We start from the raw sequence: 17588 nt of genomic DNA on the forward strand, positions 1-17588 counted from the left end.
TGTGAAACAACATCGTTTTTGGGCTTGGGGCGCTGTGATCTGTATGATTATGGTGATCATTACGGGCTACAAACACAAATAAGGGAAAGGATGAATGAAGATGCGTATTTATTCAAAACTGGCCTGCTTTATCGGCGGCGTATTGTTCGGTTCTGTCGGAATTAAGCTGCTTTCCAGCAAGGATGCCAAAAAGGCATATACCCATATAACTGCCGCCGGCCTGCGCATGAAGGATTCGGCGATGAAGACCGTTACTTCGGTGCAGGAAAACGCCGGGGATATTCTGGCCTCCGCCAAGGATATCAACGAAAAGCGGGCCGCGAAAGAAGCGGAGGAAAAAGCCGCCGCTGAAATCGCTGACGAAAACGATGAGGAAAACAAAGAGCCGGAAGAATGAATCATCCGCAGCAAAGGGAGCCGTGACTGCGGCTCCTTTTTTCATGGAGGTTTTCAATGAATGCAGTAATCATACACGAGAGCCGCGGCAGGATGCGGCTGCAATGCAGGCTGAAGCAGAAGGAAATGAGCCTGCGTCAGGCAGATCTGCTGGAAGCATGGTTTCAGAAGCAGAGCTGGACCAGCCGGGTAACGGTACATGAACGTACCGGCTGTATCATCCTGTACTATACAGGGAATCAGGACCAGGTTCTGCAGGCTGTACGGCGGTTTTCCTGGGAACAGGCGGAACAAAGCGTATCCCTGCCGGCTCACAGCAGCCGCATGCTCAACCGCCAGTTTGAGGAAAAGCTGGTGGGAAAGGCGGCATTAAAGCTTGTGAGCACGCTGTTTTTCCCCGCACCCCTGCGGATTGCCCGGGTGCTGTGGCACGCTGTCCCTTTCCTGCGCAAAGGGCTGCGCTGTTTGAAGCAGGGTAAAATAAAGGTGGAACTGCTGGACGCCGTTTCTATCTCCCTTTCCATGATCCGCCGGGATTTTGCCACGGCCGGTTCGGTGATGTTCCTGCTGGAGCTGGGTGAGCTTCTGGAGGAATGGACAAGGAAAAAATCGGTGCAGGATTTGGCGCAGTGTATGTCTCTGAATGTAGACCGCGTCTGGTTGAGCACGCCGGCTGGCGAAGTGTTGACCCCAGTATCCCAAATCCGGCCGGGGGATCGGATTGTGGTCCGTATCGGCGGCGTCATACCGGTGGACGGCATGGTGACAGACGGCGAAGTGATGGTCAACCAGGCTCCTTTAACGGGGGAATCCTTACCGGTGGCCAAACGGCCGGGCAGCCTTGTCTATGCGGGAACCACCATAGCGGAAGGGGCCTGCACGATAGAGGTCCGGCAAACCTCCGGCCAGAGCCGTTACGATCAGATTGTCGCCATGATCGAACACTCGGAGCAGATGAAATCGGCCGCGGAAAGCAAGGCGGCTAATCTGGCGGATAAACTGGTCCCCTATACCTTTGCGGGCAGCCTGCTCAGTCTTATCCTGACCCGGAACATCACACGGGCGCTATCGGTGCTGATGGTGGACTTTTCCTGCGCGCTGAAGCTCGCTATGCCGCTGGCCGTACTCTCCGCCATGCGTGAGGCCGGCCGGGAGCATATCACGGTAAAGGGCGGGAAGTTTCTGGAAAAGATCGCCCAGGCCGATACGGTGGTATTCGATAAGACCGGCACCCTGACCCGCGCCTGTCCCAGGGTAGCCCGGGTGATACCATTCGGCGGACACAAGGAAACGGAGATGCTGCGGCTGGCGGCCTGCCTGGAGGAACATTTCCCCCACTCTATGGCCAACGCTGTTGTGGAGGAGGCAAAGCGCCGGGGCCTCAAACACGAAGAGCTCCACTCCAAGGTCAATTACCTGGTGGCGCATGGGATTTCCAGCTTTGTCGGGCAGGAGCGTGTGCTCATCGGCAGCGCCCACTTCATTTTCGAGGACGAAGGCTGCACGGTTCCCGCCGGGGAACAGGAGAAATTCAACGCCCTGCCTTTGGAATATTCTCATCTGTATCTGGCAATCGACAGTCAACTGGCGGCTGTCATCTGCATCGTTGATCCTCTGCGGGAGGAGGTGCCGGACGTTCTTGCCGTCCTGCGCAGGCTTGGGATACAAAAGACCGTCATGCTGACCGGTGACAGCCGGCGCACGGCCGAAGCGGTTGCTTCCCATATCGGGGTCGATGAATTTCGTGCTGAGGTGCTGCCGGAGGATAAGGCAAATTATGTTGCGGCGCTGCGGGCACAGGGGCACACCGTTATTATGGTGGGCGACGGCATCAACGACTCTCCCGCCCTGTCCGAAGCCGATGTGGGAATCGCCATCAGCGACGGTGCCGCCATCGCGCAGGAGATTGCCGACATCACCATTGCGGCGGAGAGCCTGTGGGAGCTGGTTCGGCTGCGGCTGCTCTCCATGGATCTGATGAAACGCATCCATGCAATTTACCGCTTTGTGCTTGGCTTTAACGGAAGCTTGATCGCCCTGGGCGTTGCCGGAGTTTTGCCGCCGTCCACGTCAGCGACCCTGCACAACCTTTCCACGCTGGGGATCAGCCTACACAGCATGACTTCTCTTCCCTACAGCGGAATAGAAACAAAATCGGAAAAACGATCATGATATGCAAAGATGGGGAGCCGCGTATTCTGCGGCTCCCCACCTTTGCTTTATGCGCCGGCAGACAGGAGAGCCGCATATATTTCCCCCATCATCATAATTTTCTCTTGACAAGACCCTCTGCACGATGTATTATAACATTGTTACATAGCACTGTTATATGGAGGCTGTCATGGAAGAAACATCACCGGATACCTTAGAAAGGATACAGCAGGCCGCTTTAGAGGAATTTTCCGAGAAAGGATTTCTCGGCGCTTCCCTGCGACAGATCGTCAAGAACGCCGGGGTGACCACTGGGGCTTTTTACGGCTATTTTTCCAGCAAGGAGGCTCTGTTTGCCTCCATAGTGGAGCCCCACGCCGCCGCCCTAATGGGCCGGTTCATGGAAGCCCAGACCGGCTTTGCCGAGCTGCCGGAGGAAGAGCAGCCGGAGCACATGGGCAAGGCCTCCGGCAACTATGTGGACTGGATGGTGGACTACATCTGCCAGCATCGGGAACCGGTCAAGCTGCTGCTGTGCCGGGCGGAAGGGACTTCCTATGAGCACTTTATTCACAATATGGTGGAGGTGGAAGTGGATTCCACCCTCCGATATATGGAGGTGCTCCGCCGACTGGGGAAAGACATCCCTCCGTTAAGCCGCTCTCTTTGCCATATCATCGCCAGCGGGATGTTCAACGGGCTCTTTGAAATTGTGATTCACGATATGCCCCGTGAACAGGCGTTCCGGGACGTGGCGCAGTTCCGGGATTTCTACACAGCCGGCTGGCTGAAATTGATGGGACAATAGTCCTATCTTTTTTTACTCAAAAGTTAGTTTCAGCTAACCATTAGAGGAGGTTATTTTATGAAAGAGCGAAAAAAGAACGATGTGGCGGCTCTGCTCCGTTATGCGGGCGGCCACAAGGGGCTGACCTTTCTGGGCCTGGCCCTGTCGGGGATCGCCATGCTGCTGAGCATGGCCCCCTACATCTGCATCTGGCTGGCGGCGCGGGATCTGATCGCCGTGGCGCCGGACTGGACGCAGGCGGAATCTGTCGCGCAGTACGGCTGGCTGGCCTTTGCCTTTGCGGTGGGCGGCATTGTGATCTACTTTCTGGGGCTGATGTGTACCCATCTGGCGGCTTTCCGCACGGCGTCCAACATCCGCAAGCAAGGCGTCGCCCGTGTGATGAAGGCCCCGTTAGGCTATTTTGACGCCAACGCCTCCGGCCTTATCCGGGGACGGCTGGACGCGGCGGCGGCCGACACCGAAACGCTGCTGGCACACAATCTGGCGGACATCGTCGGCACAGTCGTCATGTTCCTTGCGATGCTGGTGCTGATGTTCGTCTTTGACTGGCGGATGGGCGCTGCCTGCCTGCTGGCGGCGGTGATTTCCGTCATCGCCATGTTCTCCATGATGGGCGGAAAAAACGCCAAGCTGATGGCAGAATATCAGGCGGCCCAGGATCGGATGACCAAGGCGGGCACCGAGTATGTCCGCGGCATTCCGGTGGTGAAGATTTTCCAGCAGACGGTCTATTCCTTCAAGGCGTTCAAAGAAGCCATTGAGGATTACAGCAGCAAGGCCGGATACTATCAGGACAAGGTGTGCCGGGTGCCGCAGTCTGTCAATCTGACCTTTACGGAGGGGGCCTTTGTCTTCCTGGTTCCGGTCGTTCTGTTCCTTGCCCCCGGCGCGCTGGCCGGCGGGGATTTCGCCGGGTTCATCACAAATTTTGTTTTCTATGCGGTATTTTCTGCTATCATCTCCACGGCGCTGGCCCGCATCATGTTTGCTTCCGCCGGGACGATGCTGGCGCATACCGCTCTGGGGCGCATCGATCAGGTGATGGACGCTCCGACTCTGGAAGCGCCTGCCCACCCGCAGAAGCCCCGTGACAACCGGGTGGAGTTCAGGGATGTGAGCTTTACCTATGACGGTTCGGACGTCCCCGCCCTCTCCCACGTTTCCTTCACAGCGGAGCCGGGGCAGACGGTGGCGCTGGTCGGGCCCTCCGGCGGCGGCAAGACCACCGCCGCCAGCCTGATCCCCCGGTTCTGGGACGCCACCTCCGGTACAGTGGAGGTTGGCGGCGTGGACGTAAAGCAGATCGATCCCCATGTGCTGATGGATCAGGTGGCTTTCGTCTTTCAGAACAGCCGGCTGTTTAAGGCTTCCATTCTGGAAAATGTCCGGGCTTCCCGTCCGGACGCCACAAGGGAGCAGGTGCTGGAGGCGCTGCAAGCCGCCCAGTGCGGGGATATCCTCGAAAAACTGCCGGACGGCATCGACACGCAGATCGGCACGGAGGGCACCTACCTCTCCGGCGGCGAGCAGCAGCGTATTGCTTTAGCCCGGGCTATTTTGAAGGACGCGCCCATCGTAGTGCTGGACGAGGCTACCGCCTTTGCCGACCCGGAAAACGAGGTCTTAATTCAGAAGGCCTTTGCCGTGCTGACCCGCGGCCGCACCGTCATCATGATCGCCCACCGCCTGTCTACCGTGGTCGGGGCGGATAAGATCATCGTTCTGGAGGAAGGCCGCGTTGCCGAGCAGGGGACGCACAAAGAGCTCACCGCCGCGGGCGGTCTGTATGCCCGGATGTGGGCGGATTACAACCGGGCGGTGCAGTGGAAGCTGACAGGCGGTTCCACCGGCGAAAAGGAGGCGAAGTAAATGTTCAGCAAAAAGTTTCAGCGGAAATACGCCCTGACCGATCAGGGCCTGAAAAACACCAAAAAAGGCGCTTTCTGGACGGTGATCGTCAATCTAGTCGTCATGGTCGGCATCGGCGTTTTGTACCTGATGATGTCCGGCTTTATGGGGGCGCTGACCGACGGCAGCCCGCTGCCCGGCGTCTGGCTTCCCATCGGCCTGACCGTTTTATTTGTCCTGCTGTCCTTTATTACCCATCTGCAGCAGTACAAGGCCACCTACGGGCTGGTGTACGGCGAGGTCAAAACGACCCGCCTGCGTCTGGCGGAACGGCTCCGCAAGCTGCCGCTGGGCTACTTCGGCAAGCGGGATTTGGCCGACCTCACCGAAACCCTCATGGGGGACGTCAACCGCATGGAGCACGTCTGGAGCCATGTGCTGGGGTATCTGTATGGCGCATACATCTCCACGGCAATCATTGCCGTCTGCCTGCTCATTTACGACTGGCGTCTGGCCATCGCCTGCCTGTGGGGCGTGCCGGTGGCTTTCGGACTGCTGTTCGGCAGCAGGAAGCTGGCCGCCCGCGCCTCCGAGCGGACGAAAAAAGCGGCCGTCCGGGTCTCCGACGGCATTCAGGAGGCGCTGGAGAATGTGCGGGAGATCCGCGCCACCAATCAGGAGGAACGGTATCTGGAAGGCCTTAATAAGAAAATTGACGACCATGAAAAGGTCATGATCAAAGGCGAGCTTTCCACCGGCCTGTTCGTCAACGCCGCCAGCGTCATCATGCGCCTGGGTGTGGCGACGACCATTCTTGTGGGCGCAAGCCTGATCCTCTCCGGGCAGATCGATTTTATGCTGCTGTTCCTGTTCCTGCTGGTCATCACCCGCATCTACGCTCCCTTTGACCAGAGCCTTGCCCTGATTGCGGAGATGTTCGTCTCCCAGGTATCGTCCGACCGCATGAATGAGATCTACGACACGCCTGCGGCGGAGGGGTCGGAAACCTTTAAGCCGAAAGGCCACGATATCGTATTCGACCATGTGGGCTTTGCCTATGACAAAAAGGACGTCCTGCAAGACGTCAGCTTTACCGCCAGAGAGGGGGAAATCACGGCGCTGGTCGGCCCCTCCGGTTCGGGCAAGAGTACCTGCGCAAGGCTGTCCGCCAGATTGTGGGATGTCACCAGGGGTTCTATTAAGGTGGGCGGCGTGGACATTTCCACCGTGGACCCGGAAGTGCTGCTCAGTGATTACTCGATGGTGTTTCAGGACGTGGTATTGTTTGACGACACGGTGATGGAAAACATCCGTCTCGGCAAACACGGAGCCACCGACGAGGAAGTGCTTGCCGCCGCCAAAGCCGCCAACTGCGACGAGTTTGTCCGCAGGCTGCCCAAAGGCTACGGCACCCCCATCGGGGAAAACGGCGCCAAGCTCTCCGGCGGGGAGCGCCAGCGCATCTCCATCGCCCGGGCACTGCTGAAAGATGCGCCTATCATCCTGCTGGATGAAGCCACCGCCAGTTTGGATGTGGAGAACGAAACCAAGGTGCAGGGGGCGCTCTCCCGCCTGCTGGCCGGCAAGACGGTGCTGGTCATCGCCCATCGGATGCGCACCGTGGAGGCGGCGGACAAAATCGTTGTCCTGGCCGACGGCAAAGTAGCGGAGCAGGGCTCCCCATCGGATCTGATGGAAAAGGGCGGCCTGTTCCGCCGGATGGTAGAGCTGCAGCGGCAAAGCGCCGACTGGAAGCTGGGATAAACGGTTTCCGTATACGGCACAGGCTTTATATTGCAAGCATATCAATAAGACCCGCAGGAAAGAGATTTTTCCTCGTTTCCTGCGGGTCTTATTTCTCTTGATTGTCTATTGTATAAATCACACAGGCAATCCCGGCAATCATCGAAAACAGAATTGCCCCGCCCAGCGCGTTATTCAAAGCCGCACCAATAAAGAAACCGGCTGTTCCAGCAATAACCATTGTGATAACAGAGGCAACAGTTCTAAACTTTTTCATATACGATTCACCTCCTAAAATTAAGTTTTATCGTTACAGTGATAGAAATTATTATGGAATAGAGTTTTCCTATTTCACGTTCACTTGGTATAGGTCAGTATTTTTGCATTACTTCATTGGTTCCTCTATCCTGCGGGTTTTGCATGATTGCGGTGTTTTTCCCTATATCCGCTCCCTGATATACTCCGTCACAAGTTCAGCATACCGCTCCAGCCGGACCATCAGCGCCAGATGCCCGCCGGTCAGGTTTGTGACAACGGTAGGGTTTGGCATAATGGCAATCAGGGCATCCTTGCAGGCCTGGTTGAAGGTGATATCGTCTTCGGACAGGATCAGCAGGACTTTGTCGTCCCACCTGGCAAAGTCTTGCTCTGTCATACCGAAATAGTTTTCCGCATCGCAGAGAAAGTCGATCATGTGGTATTCATAGGGCTTGGTGAGCAGCTCCAGCATGGCGCCGCACAGCTCTTCCATGATAGCTTTCTCCCGCCGGGTAAAACCGTCTGTTTTCTTTTTCATCACCGCCCATTTCATCATGCGCTTGAAAAGGGAGAAAGGAAGAACCGATAAAAGCTTTTTGGACTTCTTCTGGCTTTCCATCATCTTTTTCAGATGGCTGTATGCCTCATCGCCCATATCCTTTGCCAGGGAGCAGGTGTTGGAAAGCACCAGCCCCTCCACCACTTCCGGGTGGCGGGAGGCAATGACCTGGGCCACCACGCCGCCCAGGGACTGGCCTACCAGCCAGGCCTTTTCCTTAAGCCGCCGCAGCAGCTCTGCCACGGTGCCGGCAAACTCGCCGTTGTCGGCAAATTGGATCTGATAATCAAAGGTCAATACGGAAAAATCCCCTGCAAACCATTCAAAATGCCGGTAGAACAGATCGGAAAGGCCGATCCCGCCTGTCAATAAAACGACCGTTGCGGCCGCCTTCGGATTTCTGTAATAACGGTATGTAAATGGCTTCCCGTTGCCCAAGGTCATTGTCTGCGCCGGATACTTCCGGCGGAACTCCTCCAAGCTCATGTTTTCCTCCCGAAATAGATGCTTCGCCCGCGTTACTTCCTTCCCACCAGCAACCTGGAATCCCCCAGCATCATCAGCGCCGCCCGGCGGCGGGAACCGAAGGCTTCTTTCGCGGTATCGATCAGCCGCACCTCCTGATAGCCCATATCCCGGAGCCTTTGCGCGAAAGCCTCCATATCTCCGTACATCCGGGGCTTCATCTCATCGTTCAGGGCGAACACACCGCCCTTTTTCAGCACCCGCAGCGTTTCCAGCAACAGTTCGTGCTTATCCGCCCCGGTGATGTTGTGGTAGACATAGTTGCTCACCACGGCGTCAAAGCTTTCATCGGGAAAATCCAGCCTGTTGGCGTCACCATGCTGAAAGGTACACTGGGAACCCACGCCTTCACTGGCGGCGTTTTTCTCGCACATAGCCTGGCCGTATCCGTAGGCCGCGCCCCAGTAGTCGATGCCCGTTACTTTTGCCGACCGCCACGTCAGGGCAGCCCGGATGGTCAGCGCGCCGGAGCCGCAGCCTACATCCAGCAGCGTACCCTTTCCGTCGTAATCCAAATGAGAAAGGATGGTGTGATGCACCCGTTCCATCATACCGCCCCCACCGAAGGCATACTGCCGCCGGATCCAGGTGATCCAGCCAAGCAGCACAAGGAATATGGCTGCGGTGATAACGAATATCACGCCAAGCACTGTAAGGCGGAACACCGTGAACGACAGTACGGCCAGCGCCACTGCCAGAGCCAGAAGCCCGCCAACCATATAAAATACCGGATTGGACATCCAGTTTCCATAGTCCTCGCCGTGAGTGCCAAGACGGATTGCCGCCTGTCGGGAATTGCTGTCTTGCATGATACGATCATCTCCTTACTTAGTTAAATCCTTCTTGTTTTATTCCACATGCACCATCTTCACCATACAAAATCGGTCGGATACACTCATGCTGAGTTTTGTGGAAAGCTTCAGTCCGGTCCTGCCGATATGCCGGTAATAGGGCTCCTCCGTAATGGCGCAGGCATCACTGCCAATTTTCCGGGCAAGCTCCGCCGCAGAATCCACATAGAAAAACATCCTCGCGTCGGCATGGCCCATCTGCTTCATGTATTTCTTCCGCATCATATCCATTCCTCTTTTGTTCACGCTGTCGAATACTAGCTCCATATTTCCGAAGCTTTGCAGCATCCGCAGAAGGGCAAGCACTTTTTCCTCTTCAAAATAGTGGAACAGACCGCCGGCAGTAACCAGCACCGGCGCATCCGGTGCATCGATACGAATCTGCCTGATCCAGCCATCGGAAAAGGCGTCGCCGGCAAAGTATGCCTGCCGTTCCGGTTCCGGGAGCAACGTCTTTCGATATTCCATGACATCCGGCAAATCGACAGCGTACCAGTGGGTATGCCCATCGTCGTTCCTGTAAAAGGTGGTCTCCAGTCCACACCCCAGTTCCGCGATTACGCCGTCTGGTTTGCGGCGGAGGAAGTCCCGGATATACCGGTCCATATTGGCGGAACGGGAAGCAGAAGCCAGCAGGGTGTACTGGCTCTGGGAACCTGTTTCCGCCAGGCCTTTTGGCAGCACATCTTTCAATGATAGGGCCTTTTCATCATACAAAATGTTTTGAAAATGCTCGCTTGCGTAGATCCTGCCCAGCATTGGAATAAACAAAGTGTTCTCTACAGCGTTGAATTCCGGCATAATATCCCTCCTTATTGTTCCTACCGCAGCATATCCATGAGCACTCCCAGCCCTGCCTGCGCCGCCGCCATCAGGGGGCAGAGGATCAGCGGCCATTGCAGCAGATGTTCCGGCAGGGCGTAGCTTTTCATCCATGCCTTGAACCCATAGCCGGGGTGCCCTTCCGTACCGGGAATGACAAAACGGCGCTTCGCCTTTTTCTGGATGAGAAAGATGTCCAGAAAAAACAGGTCGCACAGGTTTACCATCATCCACTGGATATATCCTGTCAGCGCCATCTGCCAAAACCCCTGCGTGCCGCCTTCCACCATGCTGACTGCGCCGTAGATCAAAAGGGGCAGCAGCTCCCCAAAACAGATCCACAGCCAGTAAAAGCGGTTCTCCGCTTTTGTGGGCGGTTCCGGCGCGTCCCTGATAATAGCCGGCGGATAGCTAGGAAACATCAGCCGGGGGTTATACAGCGCCACGGTAGCGGCGAACAGGTTAAAATAGGCTGCCATGGCAAATCCGTCCAATATCGTCCGCATCCAGTTCATCGGGGCACCTCCTTAAATTCCATCCGCACGATTTGCAAATGCAGCGGCCCGTCGGCGATTTTAGCCAGAAGATAGAATATAGGGGCAGACATTCAGCTTCCATAATCTTCTCCGTCTGTTCTGAGATGAATACCACTTTGCTCAATTCCACTTATTTTCATCCTATCATTCCTTATTAAAAGCATTTTTCACCAAAACAGCACAGCGGCAGGAGACGATATGTTTGCCTCCCGCCGCTGCATCCGTTTTCTTTTTAAGCCAGTGCTGCGCCCAGCTCACGGCACGCCGTCAAGGCGTCGTCATCCGGCGCCTCATTGCAAATTACGCTGTCGCAGACAAGGTTGGCTCCGTCATCGCTGCAGCGTTCCTCCCAGCTGCGCATCCATTCTCCGTCACCCCAGCCATAGGAGCCAAACAGGGCGATGTTCTTTCCGCGCAAGCCTCCCTCGCAGCCGGCGAACATCGGTTCAAATTCGCTCTCCTCCAGCTGTTCCGCCCCCATAGAAGGGCAACCAAAGGCGATAGCACCGTAACTGCCGACCTGCTCTGCCGAAAATTCGGAGGCGGTGAACAGGGCCACCTCTGCGCCCTTTTCTCTGGCGCCTTCCGCGACGGCTGACGCCATAGCTTCGGTATTGCCGGTACCGCTCCAATAAACAACTGCAACTTTACTCATAAGACAAAACAACCTTTCTCTCTGATCTATTATGGTAGAAACATCAACCAGCTACAGTAAGCTGCTCGATGGATTTCCCTTGCTGCCACTGTTGAAAATAAATCCTGCTGCACAGATTATATTTTTCAAAAGTGCTTTTTGCTTTCTGCTCGTCTCCATATACTTTCCAGCAACCCAGACACTTGTGGTTACAGGCTTTGTTATGGATAAATCCCAGAACATCCTCGGGAGGATAACTCAAAAACAATCCGATCTCATGAGGAAATTCATCCGCAGTCCGAAGACGGCGAATCAGGTGCAGTACACAGGCGTTGAGATTTTCCGGCGTGTAGCCGTATTGCAGAAGCAGTTCCCTGGCGTGCTGATCCGCCAAATCACTCTCCAGCGCATGAGGGCGGTAGGCATAGATTAGAGCGCGCCCCCTGCAAACCCTGAGCGGCAGGATGCGGATCCCTCTGGAAACCAGTTTTCGGTTTAAGCCGGATAAGGCCTTCGTCAGTTCTTTCCTGCATGGACAGTCGCAGGAAAACAGGTTGCCGGTTTTGATCCCCGCCAGGGTGGGGGAACAATGACGGATCACTAAATATTCTGACATGGACACCTTCCCTTCGTAATTTACGGCAAAAGCAACCGTTCCTTTGCGCATAAGTTAGCATAGACTAACTTATGCGCAAAAAAATGCGGCGCGAAAAACGGCAGGCAAATTCTTGGTAACGCCTTTTTCCGAATCTTCGTATTGCAGGATTTAACCAAATAACCCTTTCTTTTTGTACGGCTCTTTTTGAATTTCGCCGACCTCATATCCCGTATTGCGGATAGCGTCCGCAAGCGCCGCTGTGTCCAGTTCCGTTTCGGAAAGAACTACAGTCTGCTTTTTACCGCGGGACGAATTCACTTTTTTTACAGGGAAAGCTTTGCGTACAGCGTCATTGATATGCGCCTCACACATCCCGCACATCATTCCGTTGACTTCGACTGTATATTTCCACATGGTGCTTTCCTCCCGATTTGGGCTTACTGGTTATTGACTCGTTTTTAGTTAGTTTGTGCTAACTGAATTTATTATAGTGTTTTCTTTCCTGTTTGTCAAGTGGTTTACGCACCGTCCGCAGCGTAGGAATTGACATTGTATGGTGGACTGCCGTAATACAAATATACTGGTATTTACAAAGGCTAAACAGATGCCTGTTTAGCCTTTCCTGAATGCGGCTATTGTATGGGCGATAGCCGTCAGTCCCTCTTTGCCCAATTGTTCTTCTGAATCATCATCGTAAAAATTTTCAATCTGCGGGCTGGATGATCGTGCTTTTACCGGCTCCTGTTTTTTCGGAGCCAGTTTTTTCTGCTCTTCTACAATACGGTGGACAATATCTTCGATGGTATGGATATCCACCGGCGCCGGCTGGGGAATATCCGGTGTTTCAGGACAGTGCAGGTAGTGCTGGACGGCGTTGACGAGAAACTGCGCCTTGCGCCGCCCCTGTTGGTTGAGGAGATCAGCAACCTGCCGGTGGGACGGATCAGCGGCATTGAACTGGATGGTAAATTTGTTCTGTTCCTTTTTTTCCGCCATAGGCTATCCTCCAAGTTTGGAAGCCCGGTACAGCAGTTCATATCCCCTGGTGTTTGCTGAAAGCTCATCCACAAAAAGAGCCGGGCCAATTTTGCTGCACGCTTCAATCTGCTTTCTCAGCAGGATAGACCCGCCGCCCGCGAAAACTGTCTTACCGGAGCGCAGGTCGATCATCCGCTCCCGCAGCTTGCCGGCTAGGTCATCGATGAAAAGCTGCGCCTGTTCCCGGACAATCTGGCAGACTGGCTCGACATACTCCTGCGTACTGTCCATTAGAATAGCGTCAATATCCGATTCATCCAGCAACATATCAAAATCCGCGTTGATTTTGGAACGGATTCGGTTGTAAAGGACAATGACGCCGTTTTCCAGCGAATCGCAGACCGAAAGATCTACTTCTCCATGCTTGATTTGAAGATAATCCGCCGTAAACCCTCCGATATCCACAATCACCGCCTTGGGCATCTGCCTGAGATTCTGGAAGACAGGCATGACCGCCGCATAAGCCTGTGGGAAACACTCGGCTTCGGTGATATGTACGGAAAAAGTCTCTTCGTCGAGCTGAAAATCGAGTATACCCCGATCAAGAAAATACTGCTCGAATTTTCGATACAGCGTGCCATAATGGGCAGGCGGCAGTCCGACGCATAACTGAATGCTGACCGTTTTTTCCGACGGCAGCATCCGCCGCAGTTCAAAGCCGATAGCAAAGAGCGTAAGGATAAAGAAACGCTCATCCGTGGTCTTGTCCCGCATATACGGGATACGCTGATCGGACAGAGTGTAATACTTCCCGTTGTAGGATAAAACATCCCGGCCGAACGGCGGCCGTGTGTCGCTTTCACACAGGCCGGAAGTAAAGGTTTTGTGGATGGTTTTGATTTGCTTGTTTCCATGGTCGATACTGATTAACATGGCATTAACTCCTTTGAAATTTGGTTTATACTTATTTAATACGACTTGAATGCGTGTTATTTCAACAAAAAAGAATGGGAGCAGAAATCTTCTGCTCCCACCAATGCCTTTTGTAACCTATGCGCCCGCATTCAATCTGTGCTTGGGGTCAAACCGTTTGCCATCCGCATATCCGCTGTTAAATGCGCTCATGTGGAGGTTTTCGCTTTGAGCTGCACGTGCGTTAAACCCACGTTTGCTCCAGTGCGCTGATGCTTCCTGTACCTCTTTGGGCGTCACCAGCACAAGTCCCCATTCCTGTTGTTTTTCTTCCTGCTGCCTTTTGAAAGCCTTATCTGTACCGCTCACGAAGCCGTACCCATAGCTGTCGCACATTCTCTTGATGTAATCAGCTCGAAGTCCATACTGCTTGTATTCTTTCTTGATTTTCTTTATCTTCGCCAGAACGCAATCCACAGCATATTTGAAAATTGCAGCGCAAATCTCCACGTCATCCTCGAATCCAATGAAGCCCATGCGCTGTGTCTGGCTTCCTGGCGAATGCCGCCGATAGCCTTGGCAGCAGTAATTTTCCGCGATAACCCCTGACAGATTTACAATCCACGGATCACGCCGCTTGCTGCAGGTGATTTCAAGCTCGACGTCTCTAACTTCCCGCTTGCCCACATCTTTCAGATCACGCTCCGAAAGCTTGTGTTTTGCCATCAGTTCGCGGGCTTTCAGCAAAGCCGCCTGGGCTTCTGCCTCCACAGGACTTTCAGCCAGCGCCAGCAGCTTCTTGATTTTTGCTTTGTAATTCATTTCCATGGAGCATCTCTCCTTTATCATTCTGTTTATTGTTAAGTCTCAGCGATTCATGCCGCCTTCAATGGCGCCTCATCAGCCGCAGCAAGTTTGAGCTGCCGGTCTTCCATTGAAAACCGCCGTTCTAAATCCGCAACTGTATATTCCGGCTTAAAGGTCCGGAAGCTTTCCTTATCCCATTCCAGCAGCATCGCCCAGTATTCGGGATAATCCCGCCGCAGTACGCGCAGGGAGCCCAGGCTTTGCTTGACACAGAACCAGCAGCCGAGCCGCCGAAATTTCTGATACAGGGGATTTAGCATATCCCGCTTTTTCAGAAAACCTATGCAGTCCTGCTCCGTCATGCCCCATTCAGCTAAGGGAGTACGGCAAAACGGCTCCAGTTTGGCAATCCGTTCCGGCTCATCAGCCGCCAGACCGATATACCGGATATGTTCGCCATAGGTTTTATAATGCTTCTGGATTGTCCGTATCTTCAGCCGGCTGTTGCACCATGCGCCGCATGTTCGAGGAAATCCATAGATATTACCGACCCACTTGCCTTTCTGATAGGTTCTGTGAAAGACCGTATCAAAATCCAAAACCGACTGGACAATGGTAATTTTCCGGTCGATGTAGCGTTCCATCCGGTGAATGTACTCATACATCTCCGGAAATTCGCCCCCGAGCGTCGGTGTCGCCATTACGTGGATAAAAACAATGTCATCAATCGGCATACCCTCTTCCACCATGCGGATCAGCATGGCCGACGAGTCCTTGCCGCCAGACCAGCTTACAATATGCTTCACCATTCCATCTCCAACAAAGTATTTTGCTGAAAACGGAAAAGTCCATCCTTTCCGGCGTGTACTTTTACACCGCTGGCCGATACCTTTTTCGGCGTTTCGGTGCGCAATCACCTGACGCCTCGCGGCAACCCTTAAACAAGGGAAGCGGCTCGCATCTTGTAAAAGGATAAAATCACAGCGGGAGCGTAGCGTAGGCCACACGGTCGATATCCAGAATTTCTACGTTGGATACCGCCCTGTAAGGCCGCTCCCGGTTTTCGTCCTCAAACCAGTCCTTCAGCTTCATCTCCACTTCAAGAGACAGTTCCTCGTGTTCACCAGCTGTGGCAAAAAAGAATTTCTCGCTCTGCCGGGTGTTTCCGCGCCGCGTTGTGTAGGAATATCGGACACGGTACAGTGGTATCGTAATCCGCATATTCAGCATCTGCTTTGGGTGCAGGCGCTTCAGAAAGGCGCGGTATTCTTCTGTGGCCGGCAGAGTGCCGCCGATTGCCACTTCGTCAAAGGTACAGTAGTCCGCCAATTCATGTATGTGCAATATATAACCCTCCCTAAAATAAAGTTAATTGTTCAACCGCCTGCTGCGATTGACGAAGTTGGTTGATCCTTGAAAGTTCTTCATCGGTAATCAGTCCTTTGTCTATCATTTTCTGCACCCAATGGTGTTCCGCTGCGTCCATGTCTTCCAGTCCATGTTCTAAAAGTAACCGTTTTGCTTTGCGAACACGGGCCTGCAATGCCTTTTGTCGTCGCTCAGATTTTTGTTTTTTCACCGCTGCAAGGACATCCGCCTCATGGGTCACGGTATAACCGGCTTGCACATCGGCGAGATCCTGCATCAAATCGCGGCTGACCCGATTTTCTGCTCGGACATTGACGGCCTCGGCCGTGAAATACTTGCCATGATATTTGGCGAAGAAAAGCTCGCTGAAGAATTTGGATTCCACTTGCTCTTGTGCCGCATCCGGGCATACCTCTAAAATGGCCTTGCAAATGTCCAGCGATACGCTGCGCTCCAGCAGTCTTTTATCTTTGTGAACGCTTACTTCAAACTCCTTGCTGAACAGCGTCCTTTCCTCCGGCCTGCTGGTGATCTTGATATCATAGAACACATTTCCTTTTCGTGTATCCAATTCTTTTTCAAGAATGGTACAGTACCGGCAACCGACATGGCTTCTGGCACATTCCAACGGATTATAACGCTGCGTCCACGTTTCGTTATGCTCATCGAAATAACAGTGGTGACGGCAAATCCGTTGCTGACCTTTTGCAAATTCCTGAAATAGCGACTCTTTTCTCTGAGCACGTTCATCCAGCGCCTTGTCGATCGACAGTTCATAGCAGTATGGGACAGGCACCTCGTGACAGGCACAGAACACCATTTTGCTTAAACCACCGCCTGACGCATGATGTCGGAGCAGCTGATGGTTTTTCTCACAGCCTAACTTTCGGTATGGGCAGTTGATTGCAGGATTATCATTCTCCGGCATCCACTCCACTCCCATATAGGACATATGGCCGCTGCTCCAATGAGAACCTTTTACCAATAAGCCGCATGGCGTAGAAAAGACCATACGATGCAGCCTTTCAGCGGTGTATTCGAATCCTCCATAGAAATCACTGTAATAGGCCCAGTCCCTTACAAAATCCGGATGGTTTTCTTTTGTCCATCCCTCGCTCAACAGCCGCTGTGTCAACAAATTCAGTTTCATCATCACAGCCCCTTGCATGGACGTATTCCGAAATAGGTTTCCATACGGTCACGAAAAACATCAATGTCTAAATCGTACTCTCTGCAAAGACAGCGTTCGCATACCTGATATTTCAGATACCCGACCGCTTTCGAGCAGCGGACGTCCCAACTGTTCAACTCCTGCCCGCAGACCGGGCAGGAGATTCCAAGCCAGCGCAGTTTATCCATGCGGCTCCTCCTTGTTATCGTAAGCGTGCAGGTATATGTTGTAGTCCTTACTCCGCGTGATGCAGCGCAGCCAATATGTGCATAACTCACCTTCAAAATAGAAGTTGTATTCGTCCTTGTACCCACTGACTGCCGCCTCCGGGTGCTGCCTGCAAAACTCTCTGAGAGCCGCAAGATCCCGAAAAGCGTCATCCGCAATCAGGCGCTCATAAGTTTGGTCGATTTCCTGGGAGACCTGCGGTGTAGCAAGCTCTTTACGGCACGGCCAAATACTGTTCCACCATCTGTATCCATCGTAATCGGCGCGGATATGGCAGATTTTTTTACAGCTGACAAGGCCGTTTCCCATTTTGCCCGGTATGCCGCCATATTCCCGCAGTAGATACGGGCGCTGGGTTTTCAGTTCAGATAAAATCGAAACTTTTTTCATAA

General features: G+C 53.7%; 21 protein-coding genes. 5 read left to right on the forward strand and 16 right to left on the reverse strand.

What is annotated here, in order from left to right; all coding sequences use genetic code 11:
* Positions 1–100 precede the first annotated feature (100 nt).
* The 5 genes from ACSAMM_RS10940 (at position 101) to ACSAMM_RS10960 (ending at position 6970) form a co-directional block, all read left to right on the forward strand.
* Positions 101–397: a DUF6110 family protein gene (locus tag ACSAMM_RS10940; RefSeq protein WP_457791395.1), complete on the forward strand. Its 297-nt coding sequence runs from the start codon at positions 101–103 to the stop codon at positions 395–397.
* A gap of 56 nt (positions 398–453) precedes the next feature.
* Positions 454–2568 (forward strand): heavy metal translocating P-type ATPase, encoded by a 2115-nt coding sequence (locus ACSAMM_RS10945; protein ID WP_457791396.1) that lies wholly within the window; start codon positions 454–456, stop codon positions 2566–2568.
* A 169-nt stretch (positions 2569–2737) separates the two neighbouring features.
* Positions 2738–3355 carry a TetR/AcrR family transcriptional regulator gene (locus tag ACSAMM_RS10950; RefSeq protein ID WP_457791397.1) on the forward strand — a complete coding sequence of 206 codons (618 nt, stop codon included), beginning with the start codon at positions 2738–2740 and terminating at the stop codon, positions 3353–3355.
* A 57-nt stretch (positions 3356–3412) separates the two neighbouring features.
* Complete coding sequence (locus tag ACSAMM_RS10955; protein ID WP_457791398.1) at positions 3413–5227, forward strand: ABC transporter ATP-binding protein; 1815 nt, start codon at positions 3413–3415, stop codon at positions 5225–5227.
* Positions 5228–6970 (forward strand): ABC transporter ATP-binding protein, encoded by a 1743-nt coding sequence (locus ACSAMM_RS10960; RefSeq protein ID WP_457791399.1) that lies wholly within the window; start codon positions 5228–5230, stop codon positions 6968–6970. It begins immediately after the preceding gene.
* Positions 6971–7058: 88 nt separating this feature from the next.
* Here the strand turns inward: ACSAMM_RS10960 and ACSAMM_RS10965 are convergent, their stop codons facing one another.
* From ACSAMM_RS10965 to ACSAMM_RS11040, 16 genes are all read right to left on the reverse strand, one after another.
* The gene (locus ACSAMM_RS10965) at positions 7059–7226 is read right to left on the reverse strand and encodes a hypothetical protein (RefSeq protein WP_457791400.1); all 168 of its coding nucleotides are present in this window, start codon (positions 7224–7226) and stop codon (positions 7059–7061) included.
* A gap of 162 nt (positions 7227–7388) precedes the next feature.
* Entirely contained in the window at positions 7389–8252 is an 864-nt protein-coding gene (locus tag ACSAMM_RS10970; RefSeq protein ID WP_457791402.1) for an alpha/beta fold hydrolase, read from the reverse strand.
* Between the two features lie 32 nt (positions 8253–8284).
* On the reverse strand, positions 8285–9100 hold the full coding sequence (locus ACSAMM_RS10975) for a class I SAM-dependent methyltransferase (protein ID WP_457791403.1): 816 nt from the start codon (positions 9098–9100) through the stop codon (positions 8285–8287).
* Between the two features lie 39 nt (positions 9101–9139).
* Positions 9140–10078, reverse strand: a complete 939-nt coding sequence (locus tag ACSAMM_RS10980) for a class I SAM-dependent methyltransferase (RefSeq protein WP_457791404.1) — start codon at positions 10076–10078, stop codon at positions 9140–9142.
* Positions 9964–10479, reverse strand: a complete 516-nt coding sequence (locus tag ACSAMM_RS10985) for a hypothetical protein (RefSeq protein ID WP_457791405.1) — start codon at positions 10477–10479, stop codon at positions 9964–9966. Before ACSAMM_RS10985 ends, ACSAMM_RS10980 begins: the two co-directional genes overlap by 115 nt.
* Before the next feature lie 253 nt (positions 10480–10732).
* Positions 10733–11155, reverse strand: coding sequence for a flavodoxin (locus ACSAMM_RS10990; protein WP_457791406.1), 423 nt, complete (start codon positions 11153–11155; stop codon positions 10733–10735).
* Between the two features lie 43 nt (positions 11156–11198).
* Positions 11199–11750, reverse strand: a complete 552-nt coding sequence (locus tag ACSAMM_RS10995) for a DUF3793 family protein (protein ID WP_457791408.1) — start codon at positions 11748–11750, stop codon at positions 11199–11201.
* 150 nt (positions 11751–11900) lie between these two features.
* Positions 11901–12146, reverse strand: a complete 246-nt coding sequence (locus tag ACSAMM_RS11000) for a heavy-metal-associated domain-containing protein (protein WP_457791410.1) — start codon at positions 12144–12146, stop codon at positions 11901–11903.
* 198 nt (positions 12147–12344) lie between these two features.
* Positions 12345–12728: a hypothetical protein gene (locus ACSAMM_RS11005; protein WP_457791412.1), complete on the reverse strand. Its 384-nt coding sequence runs from the start codon at positions 12726–12728 to the stop codon at positions 12345–12347.
* Positions 12729–12731: 3 nt separating this feature from the next.
* Positions 12732–13643 (reverse strand): ParM/StbA family protein, encoded by a 912-nt coding sequence (locus ACSAMM_RS11010; protein ID WP_457791414.1) that lies wholly within the window; start codon positions 13641–13643, stop codon positions 12732–12734.
* Between the two features lie 117 nt (positions 13644–13760).
* A complete protein-coding gene (locus tag ACSAMM_RS11015) occupies positions 13761–14450 on the reverse strand; it encodes a DUF7168 domain-containing protein (RefSeq protein WP_178721259.1) in 690 nt (229 codons plus the stop codon).
* Positions 14451–14497: 47 nt separating this feature from the next.
* A complete protein-coding gene (locus ACSAMM_RS11020; protein WP_457792181.1) occupies positions 14498–15238 on the reverse strand; it encodes a phosphoadenosine phosphosulfate reductase domain-containing protein in 741 nt (246 codons plus the stop codon).
* Positions 15239–15407: 169 nt separating this feature from the next.
* Entirely contained in the window at positions 15408–15773 is a 366-nt protein-coding gene (locus ACSAMM_RS11025; RefSeq protein ID WP_178721263.1) for a hypothetical protein, read from the reverse strand.
* A gap of 13 nt (positions 15774–15786) precedes the next feature.
* Positions 15787–16950 (reverse strand): hypothetical protein, encoded by a 1164-nt coding sequence (locus ACSAMM_RS11030; RefSeq protein ID WP_457791416.1) that lies wholly within the window; start codon positions 16948–16950, stop codon positions 15787–15789.
* Positions 16950–17156, reverse strand: coding sequence for a hypothetical protein (locus tag ACSAMM_RS11035; protein WP_457791417.1), 207 nt, complete (start codon positions 17154–17156; stop codon positions 16950–16952). The genes ACSAMM_RS11030 and ACSAMM_RS11035 overlap by 1 nt, the downstream gene beginning before the upstream one ends.
* Positions 17149–17586: a hypothetical protein gene (locus ACSAMM_RS11040; RefSeq protein ID WP_457791418.1), complete on the reverse strand. Its 438-nt coding sequence runs from the start codon at positions 17584–17586 to the stop codon at positions 17149–17151. Before ACSAMM_RS11040 ends, ACSAMM_RS11035 begins: the two co-directional genes overlap by 8 nt.
* Positions 17587–17588 lie beyond the last annotated feature (2 nt).

Source organism: Anaeromassilibacillus sp. SJQ-5, from assembly GCF_054108045.1.